General features: G+C 71.9%; 14 protein-coding genes and 2 pseudogenes. 10 read left to right on the forward strand and 6 right to left on the reverse strand.

The genetic code is table 11. From position 1 onward, the window contains the following. The first annotated feature begins 221 nt into the window (after positions 1 to 221). Positions 222 to 815 (forward strand): DUF4352 domain-containing protein, encoded by a 594-nt coding sequence (locus tag ACZ8ZB_RS29350; RefSeq protein WP_470740629.1) that lies wholly within the window; start codon positions 222 to 224, stop codon positions 813 to 815. A 1,227-nt stretch (positions 816 to 2,042) separates the two neighbouring features. Here the strand turns inward: ACZ8ZB_RS29350 and ACZ8ZB_RS29355 are convergent. Further along, on the reverse strand, positions 2,043 to 2,534 hold the full coding sequence (locus ACZ8ZB_RS29355) for a protein phosphatase 2C domain-containing protein (protein WP_470740630.1): 492 nt from the start codon (positions 2,532 to 2,534) through the stop codon (positions 2,043 to 2,045). A gap of 87 nt (positions 2,535 to 2,621) precedes the next feature. Between ACZ8ZB_RS29355 and ACZ8ZB_RS29360 the strand changes: the two genes are divergently transcribed. From ACZ8ZB_RS29360 to ACZ8ZB_RS29385, 6 genes and pseudogenes are all read left to right on the forward strand, one after another. Beyond that, positions 2,622 to 2,948, forward strand: a complete 327-nt coding sequence (locus ACZ8ZB_RS29360) for an SDR family NAD(P)-dependent oxidoreductase (protein WP_470740631.1) — start codon at positions 2,622 to 2,624, stop codon at positions 2,946 to 2,948. A 212-nt stretch (positions 2,949 to 3,160) separates the two neighbouring features. Then, positions 3,161 to 3,355, forward strand: a pseudogene (locus tag ACZ8ZB_RS29365) (IS256 family transposase); the annotation flags it as partial. A gap of 203 nt (positions 3,356 to 3,558) precedes the next feature. Further along, on the forward strand, positions 3,559 to 4,053 hold the full coding sequence (locus ACZ8ZB_RS29370; RefSeq protein ID WP_470740632.1) for a nuclear transport factor 2-like protein: 495 nt from the start codon (positions 3,559 to 3,561) through the stop codon (positions 4,051 to 4,053). Between the two features lie 34 nt (positions 4,054 to 4,087). Beyond that, the gene (locus ACZ8ZB_RS29375; protein WP_470740633.1) at positions 4,088 to 4,996 is read left to right on the forward strand and encodes an NAD-dependent epimerase/dehydratase family protein; all 909 of its coding nucleotides are present in this window, start codon (positions 4,088 to 4,090) and stop codon (positions 4,994 to 4,996) included. 16 nt (positions 4,997 to 5,012) lie between these two features. Beyond that, positions 5,013 to 5,198: pseudogene (locus tag ACZ8ZB_RS29380) on the forward strand (helix-turn-helix domain-containing protein); the annotation flags it as partial. Between the two features lie 4 nt (positions 5,199 to 5,202). Then, the gene (locus ACZ8ZB_RS29385) at positions 5,203 to 5,388 is read left to right on the forward strand and encodes a DUF397 domain-containing protein (RefSeq protein WP_470740634.1); all 186 of its coding nucleotides are present in this window, start codon (positions 5,203 to 5,205) and stop codon (positions 5,386 to 5,388) included. A gap of 51 nt (positions 5,389 to 5,439) precedes the next feature. Here ACZ8ZB_RS29385 and ACZ8ZB_RS29390 read toward each other — a convergent pair whose 3' ends face one another. The 5 genes from ACZ8ZB_RS29390 to ACZ8ZB_RS29410 all read right to left on the reverse strand — a co-directional run bounded on the left by ACZ8ZB_RS29390 (position 5,440) and on the right by ACZ8ZB_RS29410 (position 13,940). Further along, positions 5,440 to 6,573: an EcsC family protein gene (locus ACZ8ZB_RS29390; protein WP_470740635.1), complete on the reverse strand. Its 1,134-nt coding sequence runs from the start codon at positions 6,571 to 6,573 to the stop codon at positions 5,440 to 5,442. Between the two features lie 1,070 nt (positions 6,574 to 7,643). Continuing rightward, a complete protein-coding gene (locus ACZ8ZB_RS29395; protein ID WP_470740636.1) occupies positions 7,644 to 8,150 on the reverse strand; it encodes a hypothetical protein in 507 nt (168 codons plus the stop codon). Positions 8,151 to 8,320: 170 nt separating this feature from the next. After that, positions 8,321 to 10,147, reverse strand: a complete 1,827-nt coding sequence (locus ACZ8ZB_RS29400) for an alpha/beta hydrolase (protein ID WP_470740637.1) — start codon at positions 10,145 to 10,147, stop codon at positions 8,321 to 8,323. Positions 10,148 to 10,156: 9 nt separating this feature from the next. Beyond that, complete coding sequence (locus ACZ8ZB_RS29405; protein ID WP_470740638.1) at positions 10,157 to 10,618, reverse strand: hypothetical protein; 462 nt, start codon at positions 10,616 to 10,618, stop codon at positions 10,157 to 10,159. Between the two features lie 544 nt (positions 10,619 to 11,162). Further along, positions 11,163 to 13,940, reverse strand: coding sequence for a glycosyl hydrolase (locus ACZ8ZB_RS29410; protein WP_470740639.1), 2,778 nt, complete (start codon positions 13,938 to 13,940; stop codon positions 11,163 to 11,165). A gap of 391 nt (positions 13,941 to 14,331) precedes the next feature. Between ACZ8ZB_RS29410 and ACZ8ZB_RS29415 the strand changes: the two genes are divergently transcribed. From ACZ8ZB_RS29415 to ACZ8ZB_RS29425, 3 genes are all read left to right on the forward strand, one after another. Then, positions 14,332 to 15,243 (forward strand): hypothetical protein, encoded by a 912-nt coding sequence (locus ACZ8ZB_RS29415; protein ID WP_470740640.1) that lies wholly within the window; start codon positions 14,332 to 14,334, stop codon positions 15,241 to 15,243. 125 nt (positions 15,244 to 15,368) lie between these two features. Then, positions 15,369 to 15,818 carry a peptidase inhibitor family I36 protein gene (locus ACZ8ZB_RS29420; RefSeq protein ID WP_470740641.1) on the forward strand — a complete coding sequence of 150 codons (450 nt, stop codon included), beginning with the start codon at positions 15,369 to 15,371 and terminating at the stop codon, positions 15,816 to 15,818. Between the two features lie 166 nt (positions 15,819 to 15,984). Continuing rightward, a complete protein-coding gene (locus tag ACZ8ZB_RS29425) occupies positions 15,985 to 19,893 on the forward strand; it encodes an nSTAND1 domain-containing NTPase (RefSeq protein WP_470740642.1) in 3,909 nt (1,302 codons plus the stop codon). The last annotated feature ends 95 nt before the right edge of the window (positions 19,894 to 19,988 follow it).

Raw genomic sequence — 19,988 nt, forward strand, 5'->3', positions numbered from 1 at the left:
CACGCCGGTCTCCGACGGGCGGACGCCCCGCGCCACCCACTCCTGGACCCGCGCCGCACGCAACGGATGCGCACCGACCGACTGTCACCCCATCGTGTGAACAACGTCCGATACGCGTTGACATCATCAACATACTGCATCTACGGTTCACGCATGCACCCCGCCGTGACTGAGGTGGCGGGGTGTGCCCGTGAACGCCCAGCACTGCCCTTGGGGGAACCATGCACGCCCGTATCAGAACCGCCGCCGCCGTAGCCGCCGCCCTCGGCGCGCTCACCCTCGCCGCCTGTGACACCGGCAGCACCGTCGTCGACCAGCCGAAGGACAACGCCGCCGCCCCGGCGGACGGCGCCAAGGGCACCGCGAAGGAGAAGTCCGACGCTCCTGAGGCCGCCAAGGCCGCCAAGGTCGGGGACACCCTCACCCTGGAGGGCTTCGAGGAGGGCAGCGAGCTCGACGTCACCGTCGTCAAGGTCGCCGATCCCGCCAAGTCGGCCGACGAGTTCATGCAGCCCGCTTCCGGCAAGCGGCTCGTCGGCGTCCAGTTCCAACTGGTCAACACCGGTGAGGTGGCCTACAGCGACAGCCCGTCCAACGGCGCGCAGGTCGCGGACAGTGAGGGCCAGCAGTTCGCCGCCACCTTCGGGGACATCACGGCCGGGCCGTCCATGGCCTCCAGCCTGAAGCTCAAGCCCGGCGCCAAGGGCCTCGGCTGGATCGTCTTCGAGGTTCCCGAGGCGGCGAAGATCGACACCGTGCAGTTCACCATGGACTCCGGCTTCGCCGACAAGACCGGCGAGTGGAAGCTGCGGTAACGCACGGAGGGCTCGGCAGGCTCTTCCCGAGCCTTCCGGCAGGAGCCGCACCAGGAGGCCGCGTCAGCCGTTCCGCATGCGAGGCGTTGCCCTTCGCGTGGACCAGGTGTCCCGCGCTCAGGCCGAGGGCGGTGCAGTACGCCGGCATCTGACACGGATCGGCGTCGGGGCGACCGCCCCGTTTCTCCGCCTTGCACTTCGCGTCCGCGACGATGCACGGGATGCCGTCCGGCCCGTACCGCGCGGGGTCCGGTCACATCTCGTCGAGGTGACCGCCGTCCCGGATGCGGGCGGACCCGACCCACGCAGTGCCTCCCGCGGGGCGGCGGTCACGAAGTCCTCGAAGAGCTTGTTCATGTCGAACAGGCACCCTTCGGCACGCGCCGGCGTCCGCGAGAGTCGGTGCGACCCGGGCTCGCCACGCCTCTCTCCACCTCCGGCAGCGGCAGTCCAAGCTCCGTCGCGGAGGCGGTGGCGCGCTGTGACCGGACAGGTGACCTCGCCGACTCGGAAGAGCATGTCCCCGATCCACGCACACGCCTGCTCGGGGTGTGCGTCGGTGTCGACACCGACGACGTGGAGCGTGGCGAGCATGCCCTGCGGGCCGTTGACCTCCAGCAGGCGGTGGGCGCGGCCACCGGACTGCGGCGGCCCGGTCCTGGACCGCCGCGCGTCCCACCCGGCGGAAGCCGTCGCAGTCCAGGAAGTGGACGGCGGGCTCGGGGGAGAGCGACCACAGGACGTTGGCCTGCGAGATGTCGCCGATCACGAGTCCGGCGTCGTGGAACCAGCCGATGGCCTCGACACAGGCCAGCGCGAGGGCCCTGCGCTGCTTTGGGGTCGGCTGGGCCACGTCCTGCCAGGCCGCCTTGGGCGGCCTGACCAGGTATTGCAGCTCGAGGAGCTTCGTCGCCCCCGTCGCGGTGCGCCACGTCATGGGGGCGGGGGCCCGCCTCATGAGGAAGCCGAGCGTCCGGCCGCCCTCGACCACACGGCACAGGGGCCAGGCGGCAAGGGCGTCCAGGCGGCTCCGGTCCGCCTGGACGAGGCCCTGCCGCAGCCCGGCCAGGTCGACCAGGGCGGTGCCGTTGACCTTGGACGGGTCCTTGTACTCCTCGAACAGGAGCGGGCCGCCCGTGATCGCGTACACGTCCCCCTGGCCGCCGCTGCCGACCCGTTCACCCAGGGCGAGCGACGACCGTGCGACGTCGGTCCCGTCCTCCGCGCTCATTCCGGCCTCTCCCACACGCAGATGACGGTCCGGTCGTCGTCGTAGGACTTGGCCCGCGTCCGCGCCTGCCACAGGAAGTCGGACAGCGAAGGCACCTCGGGCCCGCCCCACGCGTGCGCGAGACGCTGGGCGAACTCGGGATCCCGCTGGGCGAGCGGGTTGGTGATGCCGTCGGTGCCCAGGAGGAGGACCTCGCCCGGTCCGGTGCGCAGCAGCTTGGCCTTGACGCTGCGGTAGGCGTGCGGAAGGGCCTCGGTACGGGTGCCCAGGAGACTTCCGTCGTCCACCGGACTGCCCTGTTCCCACCGGCCCTCCCGCAGCACGAACAGACCGCCGTCCCCCACGCTGAACACGACGCGCTCGCGGACGCGGGCATCGGTCGGTACCAGCAGGACGTGCAGGGTGGTGGAGTGCTCCTGGCCGATGCGCAGCTCGTTGACCGCGCCGGCGATCGCCTTGTCGGCGATCGCTCGGGATCCGGCATGCACCGGATCCTGGAAGGCCGCCCGGTCATGGTGAGCGCGGACCGACAAGCCGGCCCCGGAGCGGGAGATGGCGCAACCGTCTTCGGCACGGTGAGTTCCGGACCGGGCTCCCGGGTCGGCGCCCCCGGCCTTGCCGACTACGCGGCGACCAGGTCCGGGATCGAGAGGTACACCATGGGCGTCGCACGCGACCTCGGGCCCCGGAACATCACGACCAACGTCGTGGAGGCCGGACTGATGGAGGGCGGTATGGAGCCGCCGGACCCTGAGACCCTCAAGGTCCTGGTCGGCTCGCTGTCCCTGCAGCGCATGGGGCACCCCGACGAAATCGCCGCGGCGATCGTCTTCCTCGCGAGCCCCGCCGCTTCGTACGTCACGGGCGCGGTGCTGGACGCCCACGGCGGCTACAACGCCTGAACCCGAACCCCTGCCACGCGCCCCGAAGGACACCGTGCCTTCGGGGCGTACGCACCGCTGACGACCCGCGCGTGCGTGGACGGCTCCCCCCTCCACGCGCGCGAAAGAGAGGGGGCCGCGACCGGTCCGCGTCGGGTATGACGGTCACCAAATGGAATCAGGTCGTCCGGCTGGGTGACCCGGACGGGCCTTGTCGGCGGCTGCCGGCCTGAGTGTCACTCCGAGCCCGGGTCACCCACGGCGCGGGGAGCCCGGCGGCGGCACTGGTGATGACGTTGAAGCTCGTCGAGTCTGCCCGGCAGCGGTGGCGGGCTGTCACCGGTGCGTCCCGGGTGGCGCTGGTGCGGGCCGGGGCGGAGTTCGAAAGCGGCGTCCTGGCCGAGCGTCCGCAGATCGCCGTCGCGTGACCACGCGTCACCCGGACCGCACGTCCTGACGGCTACTCGCTGCCCGCCCGTGCAGCCGGGCGGAGACGGAGAGGCCGATGGCGGTGGCCACCGCGGCAATTTTTGCCATAGCAGCAAGGCGCCTTCGTGAATCGGCACGGTTGCGCGGACGCTGGTTCTCGAGCGCCCCTGACCGCATGGGGGCAGGTACGAGAGGGCAATCGATGATCAGCAGTGACATAGCCGCAGCCGCTGCGGGCCGGCCCGACGAGCAGGACTCCGAGCCGTCCGCCTGCTTGGCCGCTGTGCGCCAGGTCGCCAGTCGGTTCACCGGGACGTACGGCCTGACGCGGGTCGACCCCGAGTTCGGTCTGCTCTTCGCCGAGACCGTGGAGGTCTGGCACAGCTTCGATCACGAGACCGTGTCACTTCCCGGCGAGGAGTTCGCGGGTGCGATGCTGCGGATGCTCCGTGCGACCGCCGACCTCGTGAGAAACCACGTTGACCGCATCTGGTCCCTCCACGTCGACCACCACGGCTTCGCTCTGGCCGCCACCGCTTCGGGCGAACTGGAGAACGGCACCCCGGTGCGCATTTCACGCTGCCTCCAGGTGACGGTCCACGAGGGGCGCATCACTCGCATCTGCGAGTTCGGCGACCGACAGCAGCGCCTGCCGCTGGATGAAGCCCTGCGCGCCGCAGGCCGCTTCCGTAGCTGACACCCCCACCACCCCGACATTGCCAGGAGTCATCATGGACGTCTTTCTCACAGGTGCCGGCGGCTATATCGGCGGAGCCGTGGCCCGCCGTCTGATCCGCGAGGGGCACACGGTGCGCGGCTTGACGCGCACGCCCGGCGTGGTCGGTGCTCTCGCCGCCGCCGGCATCACACCGGTCGTCGGGGACCTCGACGACGCGGCGCTGCTCAAACGGGAGGCCGACCGCGCCGACGCGGTCGTCAATGCCGCTCACAGTGACCACCGCGGCGCTGTGGCCGTCTTTGTCGACGCCCTGCGGGGTTCGGGCAAGGTGTTGATCCACACCAGCGGGACCAGCGTCATCGGTGACGACGCCCAGGGCCGGTACGCATCCGAGGTGGTCTTCGACGACGCGAAGCCCTTCGGCCCGGGGGACCACGAGATCCGGCGGGCCCGGTACGCCATCGACCGCTCCGTCGTCGATGCCGCTGCGGCGGGAGTGCGTTCGGTGGTGCTGTGCAACTCACTGATCTACGGCAACGGCACGGGACCGCGCCCGCAGACCGTGCTGATCCCGCCGCTGGTCACACAGGCCCAGGCCGGCAAGACCGTCCGCGTCGTCGGACGCGGCCTGAACCGCTGGTCGACGGTGCACCTCGATGACATGGCCGACCTGTATCACCTGGCGCTCACCGACCCCGCGGCCACGGGCTTCTACTTCGTGGAGGGCGGCGAGGACGCCTCGTTCGCCGAGATCGGGGAGGCGATCGCCCGTCGGCTGGGCCTGGGGCCGGTGGAGCCGTGGGACCTGGATTCCGCTGCGGCCGCGTGGGGGGAGGGTTTCTCCCGGTACGCCCTCGGCGCCAACAGCCGCGTACGTGCCACCCGGGCTCACGACCTCGGCTGGCGCCCCTCGCGCCCCTCGATCACGCACTGGATCGAGCAGGAAATGCCCTTGCCGTGAGGCGGTCGGCGCGTCGGTGGTGCCGGGCGGGGAGTGCGAGCGGGAGCCGGATCCGTCGGACAGCCTGCGGACGTTCGGGGTCGTCGTCCAGGCGCTGCGGGAGCACGCGGGGCTGAGCAGGATGCAGTTCGGGGAGCTGGTCCGGTACTCCAAGCACACGGTGGAGTTGGGGCGGCGGATGCCGGACGCGTCCTTCGAGGAGCACTGTGGACACGTCCGAACTCGGTTGGTTCAAGTCCAGCTGCAGCAGCGCACAGGGAGACGACTGCGCGGAGGTCGCCGTCACGGAGCAGACGGTCCACGTACGAGACTCCAAGGACGTGGTACGGCGGCCGTTCGCCGTGGGGCGTGAGGGCTGGGCTCACTTCGTGGGCTTCGCGGCGGGGTTCTGAGATCCGGCATCCCGGCGGCCGCGTGGTGACGCGCACCGCCGGGGCGCCACGTCAGCGGAGGTCGGGGCCGCCCTCCTCGACGATCTCGTCGAGCACACTGATCTTCTCGTCGGCGTCTTCCGGGACGTCCGTGTCGATGTCGGTGAACGGTTCGGGTGCCTCCTCGGCGGCGAGGTGCGGGTACTTCTCCAGGAGGAACCGGCGCCGGTACGCCATCTCGGCCGCGTCGACGACCCCCTCCAGCGTCGCCCAGTTCAGGGTGGAGCCGACGACGATGCCGAACGCGGGTACGACCTTACCGAGACCCATCTTGGTGAGGCGGACGCCGAACGCATTCGTGAATTTCTCGGCGACCTTGGTGACGAAGGCGTTGTTGAGGACGTCCCACGTCTTGCCGCGGAAGAGCGCCTGGGTGAGCTTCGAGATGTCGGCCATCGCCGCGTTCTTGGCAGCGGCCGAACTCGCGGTCCCCAAGTTGACGACAGACATGATGAAGAGCTTCTCGGACGGCTCTTCGGGGTCGTATCCGTAGGACAGGGCGATCTGGCCGACGGCCCGGGAGGAGAGTCCGAGAACGACTGCGGTATCGGCGGTGAACGCGCCCGCGATCGCACCGGCCGAAGGCGCTGCCGCGGCGCCGGCGGAGACGGTGATGGCAAGCTGCCCCCCGGTGATCGCAAGCCCCGCACCCGCTCCCGAGAGCGCCGCCGCTGCGGGGTAGTACCAGCTCGCAGCCCGACCGCGGACCTTTTCGACCAGTTCGAGGTCGAGTTGGCGCACGTCGGAGAGCGAGGTGATGCCGTGCCCGCGCTTGTTGTGGAGCGCCACCACCCGCTTGGGGGAGAGTCCCGCGCGCGAGACCTTCCCCACCGTCTTCCGTACGGACTGCACGGCGGTGCCGCCCCATTCCGGCATGGCCTCGGCGGCGCTGCGTGCCTTCGCTCCGGCCTTGGACGCGCCCTTGGCGACGAACTCCTGCCCCCGTGACACGGCCGACGCGGCGCGCGGGTGCTTCTCCAACTGCTTCGCCACGTGCTTGCCGAGTTGTGTGACGCCGTTGGCCACGTGCTCGCCGGCGTTCTGCATCGCCTGTGACAGGGGGCGGCCCTTGAACTGCTGGATGGAGTTCCATGCCTCGAGTTCGTACTTCGAGGGCATCGGATCGGGCTGGTGCGGGTTGCTCATGGTCCCCCCTGGGATGTCGATGGTGGTGTGTGGTCAAGTGCTGTGGCGGAGCCGTGGCCGGGAGGTGGGGTGAGAGGCGAAGCGTAGGCCTCGCTGCCCACGAGGGGAACTCCAGGACGAGTCCGGCCTGTGCCATGCGGTGGTACTCGGCGAGGACCATGCGTTTGGTGCGGTACTCGCCGTACTCGGCGGTCTCGGTGTTCTTGAGGACGCCCGACTTCGGCTGGAAGGTCTCCAGGATGCAGTCCGTGTCCTTGGCGGAGATGCCGTACAGGTGGAAGAAGTAGGCATCCGGCTCGGCGCGTGGCCGCGTCGGACGCGGCCCGTCCCAGCGGAACGGCTCGCCCTCGTCGCCCAGGTCGCGGGCGAGGGGCTCATGTCGTGGAGGGAACAGGCGTTGCCGACCAGCTCCTGGCTCACTGCCCCTCGCCCCTTCGTCCCTCGCGCACGTCCCCGCGTCCTGCCCTGCCCGGGTGGACGGGAACCCCCTCATGTGTCGCTGCGCCCACCCGTCGTGACAGAGGGGAAGCGGCGGCAGGCGAGATCGTACACGAAGGGCGACCAAAGTGATAGGCGGCAGTGTGTTGACATTATCAACGAACGAGACTTGGCGTGGGTGGTCGAGGGAAGTTTATAGGTGAACTAATGGTGCGGTGGTCTGCGGTCGACGCCGGAACGTCCGGTCTGCGTGCGGCGCTCGGTGAGGTGCTGGCGCGGCTGCGGCGTGCGGCCGTGGACGGTGTCGTCCCGGAGCACGTCTTCATCGAGAGTGTGCGGGCGCTCGCGCTGCGCACGGCAGGAGCTCCGCCTCGGCCACGAAGGGCAGTCGGAGCCACCGCTCCTGGCCCGGATCAACCGGACGGACCTGCAACGGGGCTGACACGCGACGCGCGCGTCACCACGGGCCCGCCCTCGCCCCCGCCCCCGCCCCGAGGACCGGACGTCCGACGTCCGCGCCGGTGACCCGGGCCGTGCCGGATCCCCGGGACCGGGCCCGCGCCGACGGCGCGGAGAAGCACCCGGAGCGCGTGGGGGGCTCCGCGCGGCCCTTCGCCGCCCGTTCCCCGGGGTCAGAAGTGGTCGACCGTCTCTCCCTCGGGCACCCGGTAGCAACCGGACGTGACGTTGATCCCCAGACTCGGCGCCGCGTCCTCGGAGTACTGGACGATCCAGACGCTGACCTTCCTCGCGTCGTTGTCGGCGATCAGGTTGAGCGCCTTGTTGGGACTGTTGTCGCGGTACAGCCGCTTGGTCACCCAGCCGCCCGTGTCCAGCCTCTTCCTCAGGTTGTCCATCGCCACCTCGAGGTCGCCGGGCTCGGCCGGTGCGAAGTTCCAGGGGTGGTGGACGGTGAAGTACGTGTCCGGGTCCTTGCCCTCGCACTCCTTGACGCCGGGGCCGGGCTCGGACGCCTTGCCGGGGACGCCGGCGAACCGGTAGAGCTCGCTGGACACCTTCTTCACGGCGGCGACCGCCTCCTCGGTCGTCGCCGTGCCCGCGTCGGGAAGGCTCGTACGGGCCTCCTGGGAGTCGCCGGCGGTGCTGCCGGGGGAGTCGTTGCCGTCGTTGTCGGTCATGCCACATCCGCTGAGGAGAAGTCCGGTCAGGACGAGGGCCAGGGTCAGGGTCCGGGGGAAGCCGCCCCGGTGGTGCGGGGCCGGTACGGGGCGTGGTGCGCAGAACATGGAATTCCAGGATCCTCGGGGAAGGGGCGGTGGCGGAACGGCGCTCGGCACCGTCCCGCCGCTTACTCGGGAGTGGTCACGTAGCCGTACTTGCCGACCACGACCAGCGCCTGGTTCTTCAACGCCGTCGTGCCCCGGTCCCAGTACTGGCTGTGGCCCGTGGCCCCGGTGGTTCCCGTGGGACCGCCCCCCTCCGGGCCGGTGTTCATCTGGTTCGCGCCGAAGGCCTCCTCGTCGCTGGGAATGAGGAAGACGCCGCCGCCGAGACTCCAGTTGCTGCCGCCGTGGCCCCAGCGGCCGATGTCGGGCACGGGGTCGTCGTCGGCCTCCTGGTTCCAGACGTGTCCCTTCGGGACGTCCATCTCGTCGGCGTGGCCGACCTTGACACCGGGGCTTCCGGCGAAGATCACGTCGTCGGCGTTGAGGGTTCCGGTCTCGGCGGCGGCTCCGATGAGAGTGGTGCCGTACGAGTGACCGATGGCGGTGCGGTGCGGTTCCCCGGGGCCGGAGTGGGAAGCGTCGAGGCCGTCCATGAACCGCCGGTAGGCGGGTGCGCCGTCGTAGGCGTAGTGTTCGAAGGGGGCGTCCTTGACGATCGACTGGGGCGCGTCGTAACCGAGCCAGGTGATGGTCGAGACGGAGGCGTCGGGTGACGTCTGGTTGGTCTGGCGCCACAGTTCGGTCATCCGGTTGATGTCGCCTCCGATCTTCTCCAGGTTCGAGGTGGTGCCCGGTACGTACACCGCCTGGTGCCGGGCGGTGTCGGGGTTGCCGGTCGCGACGATGGCCCTGCCGTTCCCCTCCGGGCTGAAGCCGAGCAGGTAGGCCTCGGGAAGCCCCTCCTTGCCGGTGTCGTCGAAGCGGTTCTGGATGGCGTTCATGCCCTTGAGGGAGGCCGTGAGACGGCGGTACTCGTCACCGTGCTTCCTGTCCCACGCCATCCATTCGTCCGTGTGGACCTTGGCCGGGTACGGGCCCGCCGTGAGCCACGTCCACTCGTTGGCGGGCGGTTTCGGGATCGAGTCGAGCCTGAGCCGGTACTCGGAGCGTTTCTCCTCGAACACCACCCGGTTCGCCTCGTCCCTGATCTCGGCGGGCAGACCGTCCAGGCTTCCCACGAGCTCGGGACGGGTGGCGAGGTACGCCTCGCGCTCTTCGGGGGCGAGCCCCTTCCACCAGTCCGCGTTCTGCTGGGGGGTGGCGTCCTTCGGCGGTCCCCCGATGGACGCCAGGTACTCCTTGCCCGCCTCGCGGACCCCGTCCATGTCCGAGTGGGCGTCCCTCAGGTCCTCGTGGGACACGGTCAGGTCGTCGTCGGCCTTCAGGGCGCGGATCTTCGGCGCCCACTTGGCGTCCGCATCCGTCGCCTCCTCGAGGGCGTGGGCGATGCGGTCCGCGATGGCCAGGGCCTCGGCGTGGTGGGGGTTGGGATCGGCGTTCGCGGCCTGGCGGGCCACGGCCCGGGCCGTCGGGTCGGTGGGGCCGCCGACCGTGCCGCCCTCGGCCGGCGACTCGGATCCGTCCCGCGCCCGTCCCGCCGGGTAGGTGACGCTGCCGTCCGCGTTGACGGTGAACCCCGATGCCTCCGCGGCGTCGAGCGCGGACAGGAGTTTCTTCCGGGCGGCGTCCAGGTCGTGGGCGAATCCGTTGAGCGCCGTGCCGACCAGGCCGCATTCGATCTGCGTGTACTGGAAGTTGGCCGAGAGCTTCCTCAGCTCTCCGACGGCCGCCTCCAGAGCCTCGCCCTCGAGGGACTTGCGCATGCCCGTGATGACGACACGGTCGATGTGGTCCTTGGCCGTGTCGGCCATGTCACCGGCGGCACGGTAGCCGTCGGCGGCCTGCTCGAATTCCGAGGGCTCCAGCCTTCTGAGCGTCGCGAGGTCCATGGCGAGCCGTCACCGCCCCGTGCCCTGGCCGCCGAGGGCGGGCGTGTCCGCGAACCGGGTGTCGATGGCGCCGAGCGCGGACCGCACGGCCTCGTCCGTCATCAGCAGGTCGTGCCCGATCCGCTCGAAGACCCTTTTGATGCTGCCGCAGCGCTCGTCGACGCCTTCGAGATAGGAGGCCCAGGAACCGTAGACCTCCTTCTGCGCCTCCGCCGACAGGCACCCGGCCTCGTCACCCAACCCCTTTTGTCCGTCCCGCAACCTGTTCAGGGCCTTGCCGATGTCGTCCCTCAGCCCGCCGACGTCCTCTCCGGCCTTGTTCCACGCCCGCTTGCTGGAGACGAGTCCCTTGGTGACGCCGCTGGTGGCCGGGCCCGGCCCGTCACCCGGCGGAAGCCGGTCGAGCTGCATCTGCGTGCCGTGCCGCTGTGCGGCGTCCTGTTTGAGCTGTTCCCACTCGTCCCACGCCATGTGTCGTCCTTCCCCGTGGCCCGGGCGGTTCGCCCGGGAGATCACCGACCGGTGTCCAGCTGCTTCCTGCGAGGCCGGCGCTTCGGACGGTAGGGGGCGGGAGTGCTGTGTGACGTCCGCGCACCCACTCGATCCGGACCGAGTATGAATACTCGGTCCGGATCGAGTGGGGTGGATCATCCGGTTGGCGAGAAATCGCCGTCGCGCGTGAGCGTCGTGACGCGTCATGGGCGCTGGTGGACGCGGAGGGGGCGGGCGAGCAGTGGACAGGAGGGCGTGACGGGACGTCGGCCTGTTGTGGTCGGTTCACCTTTCGTCCGGTATCCGCGCAGGAGTCCTCACAGCGCCGTTCGAGGTGCATGGCGCGGTTCACGCCGGTCCGGCGCCGGGGCACCCGTTCCGTACCGTACTGCGCCGGCGCGCGGCCCGTCGGTGATGGGGTCCGGGTGCCCCGGGCGGGCAGGGCCCGGGTGCGAACGACGGCGAGTCCTCCCTCGACCATGCCGGCTCGTGCCGGGTGTGCCCGCCGTCGGCCTTCAGCGGTTCAGCCGTACGGGATCACCAGCACGGACTTGTCCGTGCCCGTCTGGAGCTTCGAGGCGCCGTTCCCGATGGCGCTCCACACCTCGAGGCGTACGGTGCCTCCCTTGAGGTCGCCCGGCGTGCCCGTGGCCGCCTTGAGGCCGCGTGCCTGCGTGTACTCCTCCCATCCGGTGACCGGGTCGGTCGCGAAGTAGTGGTATGTCTCGGTCCGGTCGAAGCTGCCGTCGCCGGTGAGGTCGTAGCTGATCCGGGCCTGCTGGCCCAGTCCGACCGTGGTGCCCGCGTCCACCTGGAGCCGGAAGGCGGTCTGCGCGCCCGGGGTGAGCGTGCCGTTCACGCCGCGGACCTCGTAGACGAGGGGCTGGTACGGGGTTCCGTCGTGGTTGGCGCCGCCGGCGGAGGCGATGGTGTCGCTGCCCGCCGTGCCGCCGCTCGCCGTGGTCAGGGCGCCGCCGCTGCGCAGCTGGAAGGTGTTGCCGGTCGGCGGCTCCGGGTCGGGGTCGGGCTCCCCCGAACCGGTTCCCGTGCCGGTCGCGGTGGAACGGGCCGGTACGGAGAGGGTCTTGCCGTCGGAGAAGGTGACGGTGCGGGCCGTCGGTCCGTGGTTGTGGGCCGCGTAGGTGCGGGTCGTCCCCTTGGTGAAGACGGCGGAGGTGGGGATGTCGCCGGTCACGGTGGCGTCCGGGGCGCCGAGGGTGTCGAGGGTGGTGATCCAGTGGTAGGTGTGCGCCTTCGACTCCCCCTCCTCCGGGGTGTAGCCGGCGTGGCCCGCGTCCCACTTCGCCCTGGCCGCACCGGGGTCGGCGAAGGACTGGAACTCCCAGAGGAGGTCGCGCCATTCGACGGCCGGGCCGCCGTTCTCCCGTTCCATCTCGGCGATGTTGCGCCGGATCGCGGCCTTCTCCCCGCCGAGGTGGAGCGAACCACCGGTCACCGGCAGGACGTTGATGCCGTGGATCTCCTCGGGGTTGGCGGTCCACCAGGTGGAGTAGGCGGCGCCGCTGCCCCACACCATGCCGGCCGTGTCGTGGCCGAACGAGGACGGGAAGACCTGCTCGTCGGCGTCGAACCAGTACTGGGCGATCGACTCCGACTCGGTGGTCAGCAGGAAGGTGCCGAGGTCGCGCAGCGAGGTGTCGCCGGTGGCGGATCCCCACAGGACGAGGGCCGCGCTGAGGTTGGTGGACTCGGAGGAGGACTCCTGGTTGTTGCCGGCGGCGAAGCCCTGGTGGCCGGAGGCCCAGCCGTGGCCCGCGTAGACGTCGAAGCCGCGCAGGAAGGGGAAGGCGGTGTCGGTGCGGCTGGGGTTGGCGGTGTCCCGTACGAGGGTCTCGACCATGCCGCCCCAGGCGGAGTCGGCGGCCCACGCCGGGTCGTACTGGGCGACGATCGCCGCCGCGTAGACGTAGTAGCCGTAGTGGAAGTGGTGGTCGTTCAGCTCGGTGTCGCTGCCGTAGGAGGCGGGGTAGCCGGTGAGCGTCTTCCAGCCCTTGTCGTAGCTGAACTCGTTCGCGCCTCCCGCCGTGAACCAGTCCTGGAGCCTGCCCTTCATCAGGCCGAGCATCCGGTCGCGGACGGCGGTCTCACCGATCTGGTCGGCCACCGGGACGAGCTGGGCGAGGCGGCCGAGGGCCTTGCCGGTCCAGTAGGTGTCGGCGGCTCCGGAGAAGGGGTCGGAGGCGTTCACGACCTCGTTCAGGTAACCGCGCAGCCGGGCGGCGTCCACGCCGTTCGACCTGGGCAGCGCGGGCAGCACCGCCGCCGCCTTCTGGCGCGTGGTGAAGGAGGCCGACTCGCGGACCTTCATGGTGCCGCGCGGTGAGACGTAGGTGTAGGAGGTCAGGGGGTCCGTGGTGTGCAGCCACTGGTGGCGGTAGAGGGCCTGGAGCGTGCCGCGCTCGGTGCCTTCCTTCGCCTCGGTGGTGAGCGTGTAGGTGGCCCCGACGGTGCCCCCGGTGTAGCTCCAGGTCACCTTGGAGCCGGTGACGAAGCTGTAGGCGTACTTCTTGAACGTCGCCAGCGCGCCGGTGGACGGCAGCACGGCGACGGAGAAGTAGTCCTTCGAGCCGAGGCCCGCGGTGACGGTGGACCCGGCGACGTTCCAGTCACTGCCGGTCGGCGCGAAGAGGGCGTAGTGGTGCCCGGCGACGGTGATGCCGAGGACGTTGCCCTGGTCGGCGAAGACGGTGGGCGCGCCGGCGGTGGTGATCTGGGCGTTGCCGCCGGAGCCCTTGGCGTACACGAACGGGGAGCCGTGGCCGATGGTGGTGCGCAGGGTGCGGGCGCCGTCGGACCAGTAGGGGGTGACCGTCCAGTCGGACCAGTCGTCGGCCTTGGTGTCGGGGGAGTTGAGGCCGGTCAGTCCGATGGTGAGGTCGCGCTTGTGGGCGTACTCGTACTGGCGGCCGTCACCGGTGATCGTGGGGGTCGTCGGATAACCGACGTCCAGCCCGCCGGCCGTGGCCTGGTAGGTGAGGGGGTGTCCGTACATGGGGGTCGAGTACGGGTTGTCGCCGTAGCGCTGGAAGGCCAGGGAGGACCACCAGTCGTTGGTGGGCACGGGCCGGTCCTTGGCGGCCGCGGTCACCTTGGGCGCGACTGGCGTTCCCGTGTTGGTGGTGGGGCCCGACGCGCCGGGGGGCCGGGTGTCGGAGTAACTGCCGGAGCCCACCGGAACGGTGGCGGCGGCCGCCGGTGCGGCGGCCGGGCCCAGGCCGACGGCGGCGAGGGCTGAGGCCAGCAGCAGAACGGTTGCCGGTCTGGTGCGTGGGGATGGCATGCGTCACCTCGAGTCGTGACAGGGGGGAGGTTCTGAGAGCGCTCTCAGATGGCCGGAACGTAAAGCCCATGTAATGCACGTGTCAATGGATTGAACACGGCGGGTACGTTCCGGGCCCGTGATCCGTCAGGTCTTCGCGTCTCGCCCGGGGCCGACGGACGGCGCGGATCGCGTGCCGTACGGGCGGCCCCCGTACCGGCGCGCCCGTGTGGACGGGAGGGGAGGGCCGCTCCCCCGGGGCCACCGGGTTGCCTCCCTCCCCGCGCTCCCCCTGCTCACGCCTTGTTTCCCGGTCGGCCGCCCGGCGGGCAACGGGAAACCCGTCGACCTCCGCCGGCAGCGGGGCGACTCTGAATCCGTCAGCGAGCGGCAGCGAAGGGAGGTCGGGTCCATGAGACGGGTGCTCGTGTCCTTGTGCGCGGTCGTGGCGGCCGTCACGACCGGATGCGGCGACGGCGGCGACGGCCGGGCGCGGCAGGACCCGCGTCCGCGTCCCCCGGCACTGACCTGGCAACAGGAACTGCGCGTCGCCGACGCGCAGCAACGCCTGACCAAGCAGTGCATGAACCGCCAGGGCTTCGCCTACCGGGAGGACCGCGGCCTGACGCTCCGGGAGAGCCGCCCGGTGCGCTACGTGCAGGACGACGTGGCCTGGGCCCGTGCGTACGGGTACGGCGGCCGGATCGAGGCGAAGAGCCTGCGCGTCCACGAACGCAACCCCAACGGAACCTACCGCCGGAGCCTCTCCCCGTCCCGGCGCGCCGCCTTCGACACCGCGCTCGACGGCGGCGCCGGCGCCCGCATGCTCACGGCGTCGCTGCCGGGCGGCGGGCAGACGCGCAAACGCGTCGGCGGCTGCACGGAGGAGGCCGAGCGCGCCCTCTACGGCGACCCGGCCGAGTGGTACCGCACCGGCAGGATCGCCAATGGCCTCAGCGCCCTCTACGGCGAGGAGCTGATGAAGGACCGTCAGCTGACCGCTGCGGTACGGGCCTGGTCCCGGTGCATGAAGAAGGCGGGCCGGGCCTACGCGGACCCCCGGGCCGCCCGCGAAGCCGTCCGGGCCGACACCGCCCGGCTGGGCGCGGCCCGCGCCGACGAGGCGTTCGCCGCCGAGCGGAGGACCGCCGTCGCCGACGCGACCTGTGCCCGCGAGACCTCCCTGCGCGCCGTGGCCACGGCGCGGGAGACGTACTACCTGGACCGCCTGCGCGACCGGTTCGGCAAGGACATCGACACCTACCGGCACCTCGGTCGGCGGGCCTACGACCGGGCGGTGCGCATCGTCCCGGAGCGAGGCTGACCACCTCCCGCTCCGGGGCGGGCCCCGCCCCCGGTGAGGGCACGCCGGGCCACCGGCCCGGTGCGCCGGCACCGACGCACCACCGCCAACGCACCGCATCATCAGAGAAAACGAGGGGAAACAGCATGCGCAAGTTCACCGTCACGGCCGCCCTCCTCGGGCTCACCGCCCTGGGCGTCGTCGTACCCGCCGCCACCTCGCAGGCGGCCGGGAGCACCGTCGCCGGACCGGGCTGCGACAGCAAGTGGGGGCCGCGCAACGGCAACGTGTACGCCTGGGAGAACCTGGACTGCTCGGGCGCCCAGCTGATCAGCACCGCGGGCAACAGCAGCTGGTGGGGCGGCGCGCAGGACAGGGCGACGTCCGTCATGAACCGCGGCTACACCGGTGGCCTCGACCACGTCGCGTTCTACGAGCACGCCAACTACGGCGGCGGCCACGGCTGCCTCGCACCGGGCGAGCTCTACGCCGACAACCTGACCGACAACCGGCTCACCAGCGGTGTCAGCGCGAACGACACCATCTCCTCGCACAAGTGGGTGGCCCGCAGCGCCTGCGGGGGCTTCCTGACCTGATCCGGTCCGCCCTGTCCGCGCGAAGGAGAAGCGAACGTCCGGAACCGCCCCATGGTTCCGGACGTTCGTGTTTTCGCCGGACCGGGTGAAAGCTTTGGATGCCCTTACCACCCCGGCAGTAGCCTGGGAGTCCACCGTCTCACGGCCGCACCGCATGGGGGACTCCGTGGGAGATCCGCAGCACGCGCACGAAGCCGACCAGGGGAACGAGCGGGACCGGGACGCGCCGACCACGCCCTCCTTCCCCGCGGAACTAAGACGACTCAGACAGGCGCGCGGCCTGTCGCTGACCGATCTGGCGCGGCGGACGCACTACAGCAAGGGCTACCTCAGCAAGATCGAGACCGGCGCGAAACGGGCGACCGCCGACATCGCCCGTATCTGTGACCGAGTCCTGGACGCCGAGGGGGAGTTGCTCAGGCTCGTGCGGGAGGGACCGCCCGCCGGCAGCGGGAGCGGCGCCCAGGCCGCCGCTCCCGAACGGCGGTCCGACGAGGCGTGTCCGTACCGCGGCCTGTCGGCGTTCACCCCGCAGGACGCGGACTGGTTCTTCGGCCGTGAGCGCGCGACGGCCGCACTGGTGGAACGGGTCTTCGAACGGGCGGGAAGCGGCCCGCTGATGCTCGTCGCCCCCTCGGGCGCGGGCAAGTCGTCCCTGCTCAACGCCGGACTGGTGCCGGCCCTGCGGCGCGGCGACCTCCCCATGCCGGGCGCCGACCGGTGGCCGGTGGTGACGTTCACCCCCACCTCACGGCCCCTGGACGAACTCCTGGAACGCACCGCGAAGGCGGTGGGCGGCGACCTGGCCGTCACCGTCGAGGAGGCGCGCGACCACCCCGGCGCGGTGCTGGACGCCGTACGCGCGGTGGTGGACGCCCCGCCGACACCGCCCGGGGAACGACGGCCCCCGCCCTGCCGACCGGTGCTGATCGTCGACCAGTTCGAGGAACTCTTCACCCTCTGCGCGGACGACGACGAGCGGCGCTCCTTCGTCCGGGTGCTCCGCGGGCTGGCGGCCCCCCGGCCGGAGGAGAGTGCCCACGGCCCCGCCGTCGTGGTGCTCGGCGTCCGGGCCGACTTCACCGGCCATTGCCTGGACCTTCCCGAACTGGCCCCGGTCCTCACCGACGGGCTGTTCGTCCTGCCGCCCATGTCCGTGGCGGAGCTGCGGGAGTCCATCGTCCGGCCGGCACAGCTCGCCGGACTGACGCTCCAACCGGGCCTGGTGTCCCTGCTCCTGCGCGACGCGGGACTGCGCGACGAGCAGGACGGCCCACCGCCGGGCGGCGGTCCGGGCGCCGGTTCCGGAGCCGACGTGACCCCCTCCGGCGTGCTTCCCCTCGTCTCCCACGCCCTGCTGGCCACCTGGCAGCGGCGCGAGGGGTCCGTGCTGACCGTCGCCGGGTACGAGCGGGCCGGCGGGATCCGGGGCGCGGTCGCGCGGACCGCCGAGAACGTCTTCGCCCGGCTGTACCCGGCCGAGCAGAAGACGATCCGCCGCGTCCTGTCCCGTCTGGTGTACGTCGCGGACGGCGGCGGGGCGACCCGCCGCCGGGCGAGCGGGGCCGCCCTGAGGGAGCAGCTCGCCGACGCGGACGGCGCGGCCGCCGCGCTCGACGCCTTCGTCCGGGCCCGGCTGATCACCATGGACAGCGACACCGTCGAGATCACCCACGAGGCCCTGCTGCACGCCTGGCCGCGGCTGCGGGACTGGATCCACGCCGACCGCGCCGGACTGCTCCTGCACCAGCAGCTCGCGCACGCCGTCGCCGAATGGGAGCGCGAAGGCCGCGACCCGTCCGCGCTGTACCGCGGCACCCGGCTGAGCACCGTGCGCTCCTGGGCCGACGAACTCGACGGCTGGAGCCGGCTCGGCCCCGGCGAGGAAGCGTTCCTCCGGGCGAGCCTGGCCGAGCAGGAGGGCCATGAGAGGCAGGCCAGACGCCAGGTCCGGCTCCGGCAGTCGATGCTCGCCACGCTCGTCGTCCTGCTGGGGCTCGCCCTGACCGCCGGGGGCCTCGCCCACCAGCAGCGCGAGAGCGCCCTCGACCAGGAACGCGTCGCGCGTTCCCAGGCGCTGGCCGTGCTGTCCGCGTCGCTCGCCGGAGGCCGGCCGGAGGCGTCGATGCTGCTGGCCGGGGAGGCCTACCGGGCCCGCATCACCGTCGAGGCGCGCGGCGCGCTACTGAGCACGCAGTCCCAGCCCTTCTCCGGTCGGCTGGGCGGCCACCGGGGGCCGGTCAACGCGGTGGTCTTCGCGCCGGACGACCGGTCCCTGGCGACGGCCAGCTCCGACGGGACGGTGACCCTGCGACGGGTGTCGGACCGCCGCACGACCGCCGTGTTCACCGTGTCCGGGCCCGTCCGCTCGATCGCCTTCAGCCCCGACGGCCTTACCCTCGCGGCGACGTCGGCGCGCGGACCGGTGAGTCTCTGGGACATCGCCGAGCGCCGCAGGAAGGCCGTGCTCGACGACAGCACGGAGGGCGCCCGGGCGCTGTCCTTCGCCCCCCGCGGGCACCGGCTCGCCGTCGCGACCGTGCGGGGACCGGTCCAGGTGTGGGACACCGCGGGCACGCCCCGCGTCACCGCCTCCCTCCGCGGACACGAGGGAGCGGTCAACGCCCTGGACCACTCCCGGGACGGCCGGACCCTGGTCTCCGCCGGGGCCGACCGGACCGTGCGGCTGTGGGACACCGACCGGTCCCGGCCCCTCGCCGCGCTCCGGGGGCACACCGACGAAGTGCTGGGCGCGGCGTTCTCCCCGGACGGCCGGGAGGTGGCCTCCGGAGGCGTCGACCGGACCGTACGGCTGTGGGACGTGCGCGCCGGCCGGCTCGGCGCGACGCTCTCCGGGAGCAACGACGACATCAACGCCGTCGCGTACACGCACGACGGCGCCACGGTCGTCGGCGCGGTCGGCGACGGGACGACCAGACTGTGGGACGTCCGCAGCGGCCGGCAGACCGCCGTGCTCGCCGGTCACACCGACTACGTGATGGGGGCGGCCGCGACCTCCGACGGCACCCTGCTCGCCACGGCCGGTTTCGACCGGTCCGTGGTCCTGTGGAACCTCGGCGGCCCGGTGCTGACGGCCCGTCCGTTCTCGCAGGTCTGGCAGGCCCGGTACAGCCCCGACGGCCGGCTGCTGGCCACCGCCGACGCCGACCACACGGTACGGCTGTGGGAGGCGGGGCGGCGCCGGCTCCTGACGACGCTCCGGGGACACACCGAGGCGGTCTTCTCGGTGGCCTTCGCCCCCGACGGGCGGACCCTGGCGTCGGCGGGCTCCGACGGCACGATCCGGCTGTGGGACGTGACCGCACGAGGACCGCTGGCGACCCTGACCGGCCACACCGGGCAGGTCTACTCCCTCGCCTTCGCGCCCGACGGCCGGAGTCTCGCCTCGGCCGGCGCCGACCGCACGGTGCGCCTGTGGGACGTGGCGAGGCGCGCGCCGCTGGCGACGCTGACCGGCCACCGGGACTATGCCAACGGCGTCGCCTTCAGCCCCGACGGCCGGGTCCTGGCCAGTGCCGCCGACGACCTGACCGTACGCCTCTGGGACGTCTCCTCGCACCGCCCGCTCGGCACGCTGGAAGGCCACACCGGCGCGGTGCGCGGCGTGACCTTCGCCCCCGACGGCCGCACGCTGGCCAGCAGCGGCAACGACGGCACCGTACGGCTGTGGAACGTCCGCGAACGCCGCGCCGAGGCCGTCCTGACCGGCCACGCCGGTTCCGTCCGGGGCCTCGCCTTCGCCCCCGACGGCCGCACGCTCGCCAGCAGCGGCAACGACCGCACGGTGCGCCTGTGGGACGTCGCCGGACGGCGCCCGTGGGCGACGCTGACGGGTCACACCGACGCGGTGTGGAGCGTGGCCTTCGCTCCCGGCGGGCGCACGGTGGCCAGCGCCGGCACGGACGGCACCGTACGGCTGTGGGACCTCGATCCCGGGGCCCGGCTGGCGCGGATCTGCCGGCTGCACGAGAGCGTCGGTGAGGACGAGCGCGCGAAGCTCCTGCCCGGTGTCCGCCTCACCCGCGACGGGGCGGCCTGCGACGGCCGGAGGTGAGAGCGGCTCACCTGCTCGGAGGGTGTTTCCCGGGTGTTTCCCGTTGCCCATCGGCGGAGGGCGACACCCGGATCTCGACAAGCGCGGGACACGGC

This window comes from Streptomyces sp. 12E (genome assembly GCF_055633275.1).

Excerpts from the sequence above, each read along its gene's own strand:
- ACZ8ZB_RS29350 (WP_470740629.1), top strand. The coding sequence starts at position 222 with ATGCACGCCCGTATCAGAACCGCCGCCGCCGTAGCCGCCGCCCTCGGC.
- ACZ8ZB_RS29370 (WP_470740632.1), top strand. The coding sequence starts at position 3,559 with ATGATCAGCAGTGACATAGCCGCAGCCGCTGCGGGCCGGCCCGACGAG.
- ACZ8ZB_RS29375 (WP_470740633.1), top strand. The coding sequence starts at position 4,088 with ATGGACGTCTTTCTCACAGGTGCCGGCGGCTATATCGGCGGAGCCGTG.
- ACZ8ZB_RS29390 (WP_470740635.1), bottom strand. The coding sequence starts at position 6,573 with ATGAGCAACCCGCACCAGCCCGATCCGATGCCCTCGAAGTACGAACTC.
- ACZ8ZB_RS29395 (WP_470740636.1), bottom strand. The coding sequence starts at position 8,150 with ATGACCGACAACGACGGCAACGACTCCCCCGGCAGCACCGCCGGCGAC.
- ACZ8ZB_RS29400 (WP_470740637.1), bottom strand. The coding sequence starts at position 10,147 with ATGGACCTCGCGACGCTCAGAAGGCTGGAGCCCTCGGAATTCGAGCAG.
- ACZ8ZB_RS29405 (WP_470740638.1), bottom strand. The coding sequence starts at position 10,618 with ATGGCGTGGGACGAGTGGGAACAGCTCAAACAGGACGCCGCACAGCGG.
- ACZ8ZB_RS29410 (WP_470740639.1), bottom strand. The coding sequence starts at position 13,940 with ATGCCATCCCCACGCACCAGACCGGCAACCGTTCTGCTGCTGGCCTCA.
- ACZ8ZB_RS29415 (WP_470740640.1), top strand. The coding sequence starts at position 14,332 with ATGAGACGGGTGCTCGTGTCCTTGTGCGCGGTCGTGGCGGCCGTCACG.
- ACZ8ZB_RS29420 (WP_470740641.1), top strand. The coding sequence starts at position 15,369 with ATGCGCAAGTTCACCGTCACGGCCGCCCTCCTCGGGCTCACCGCCCTG.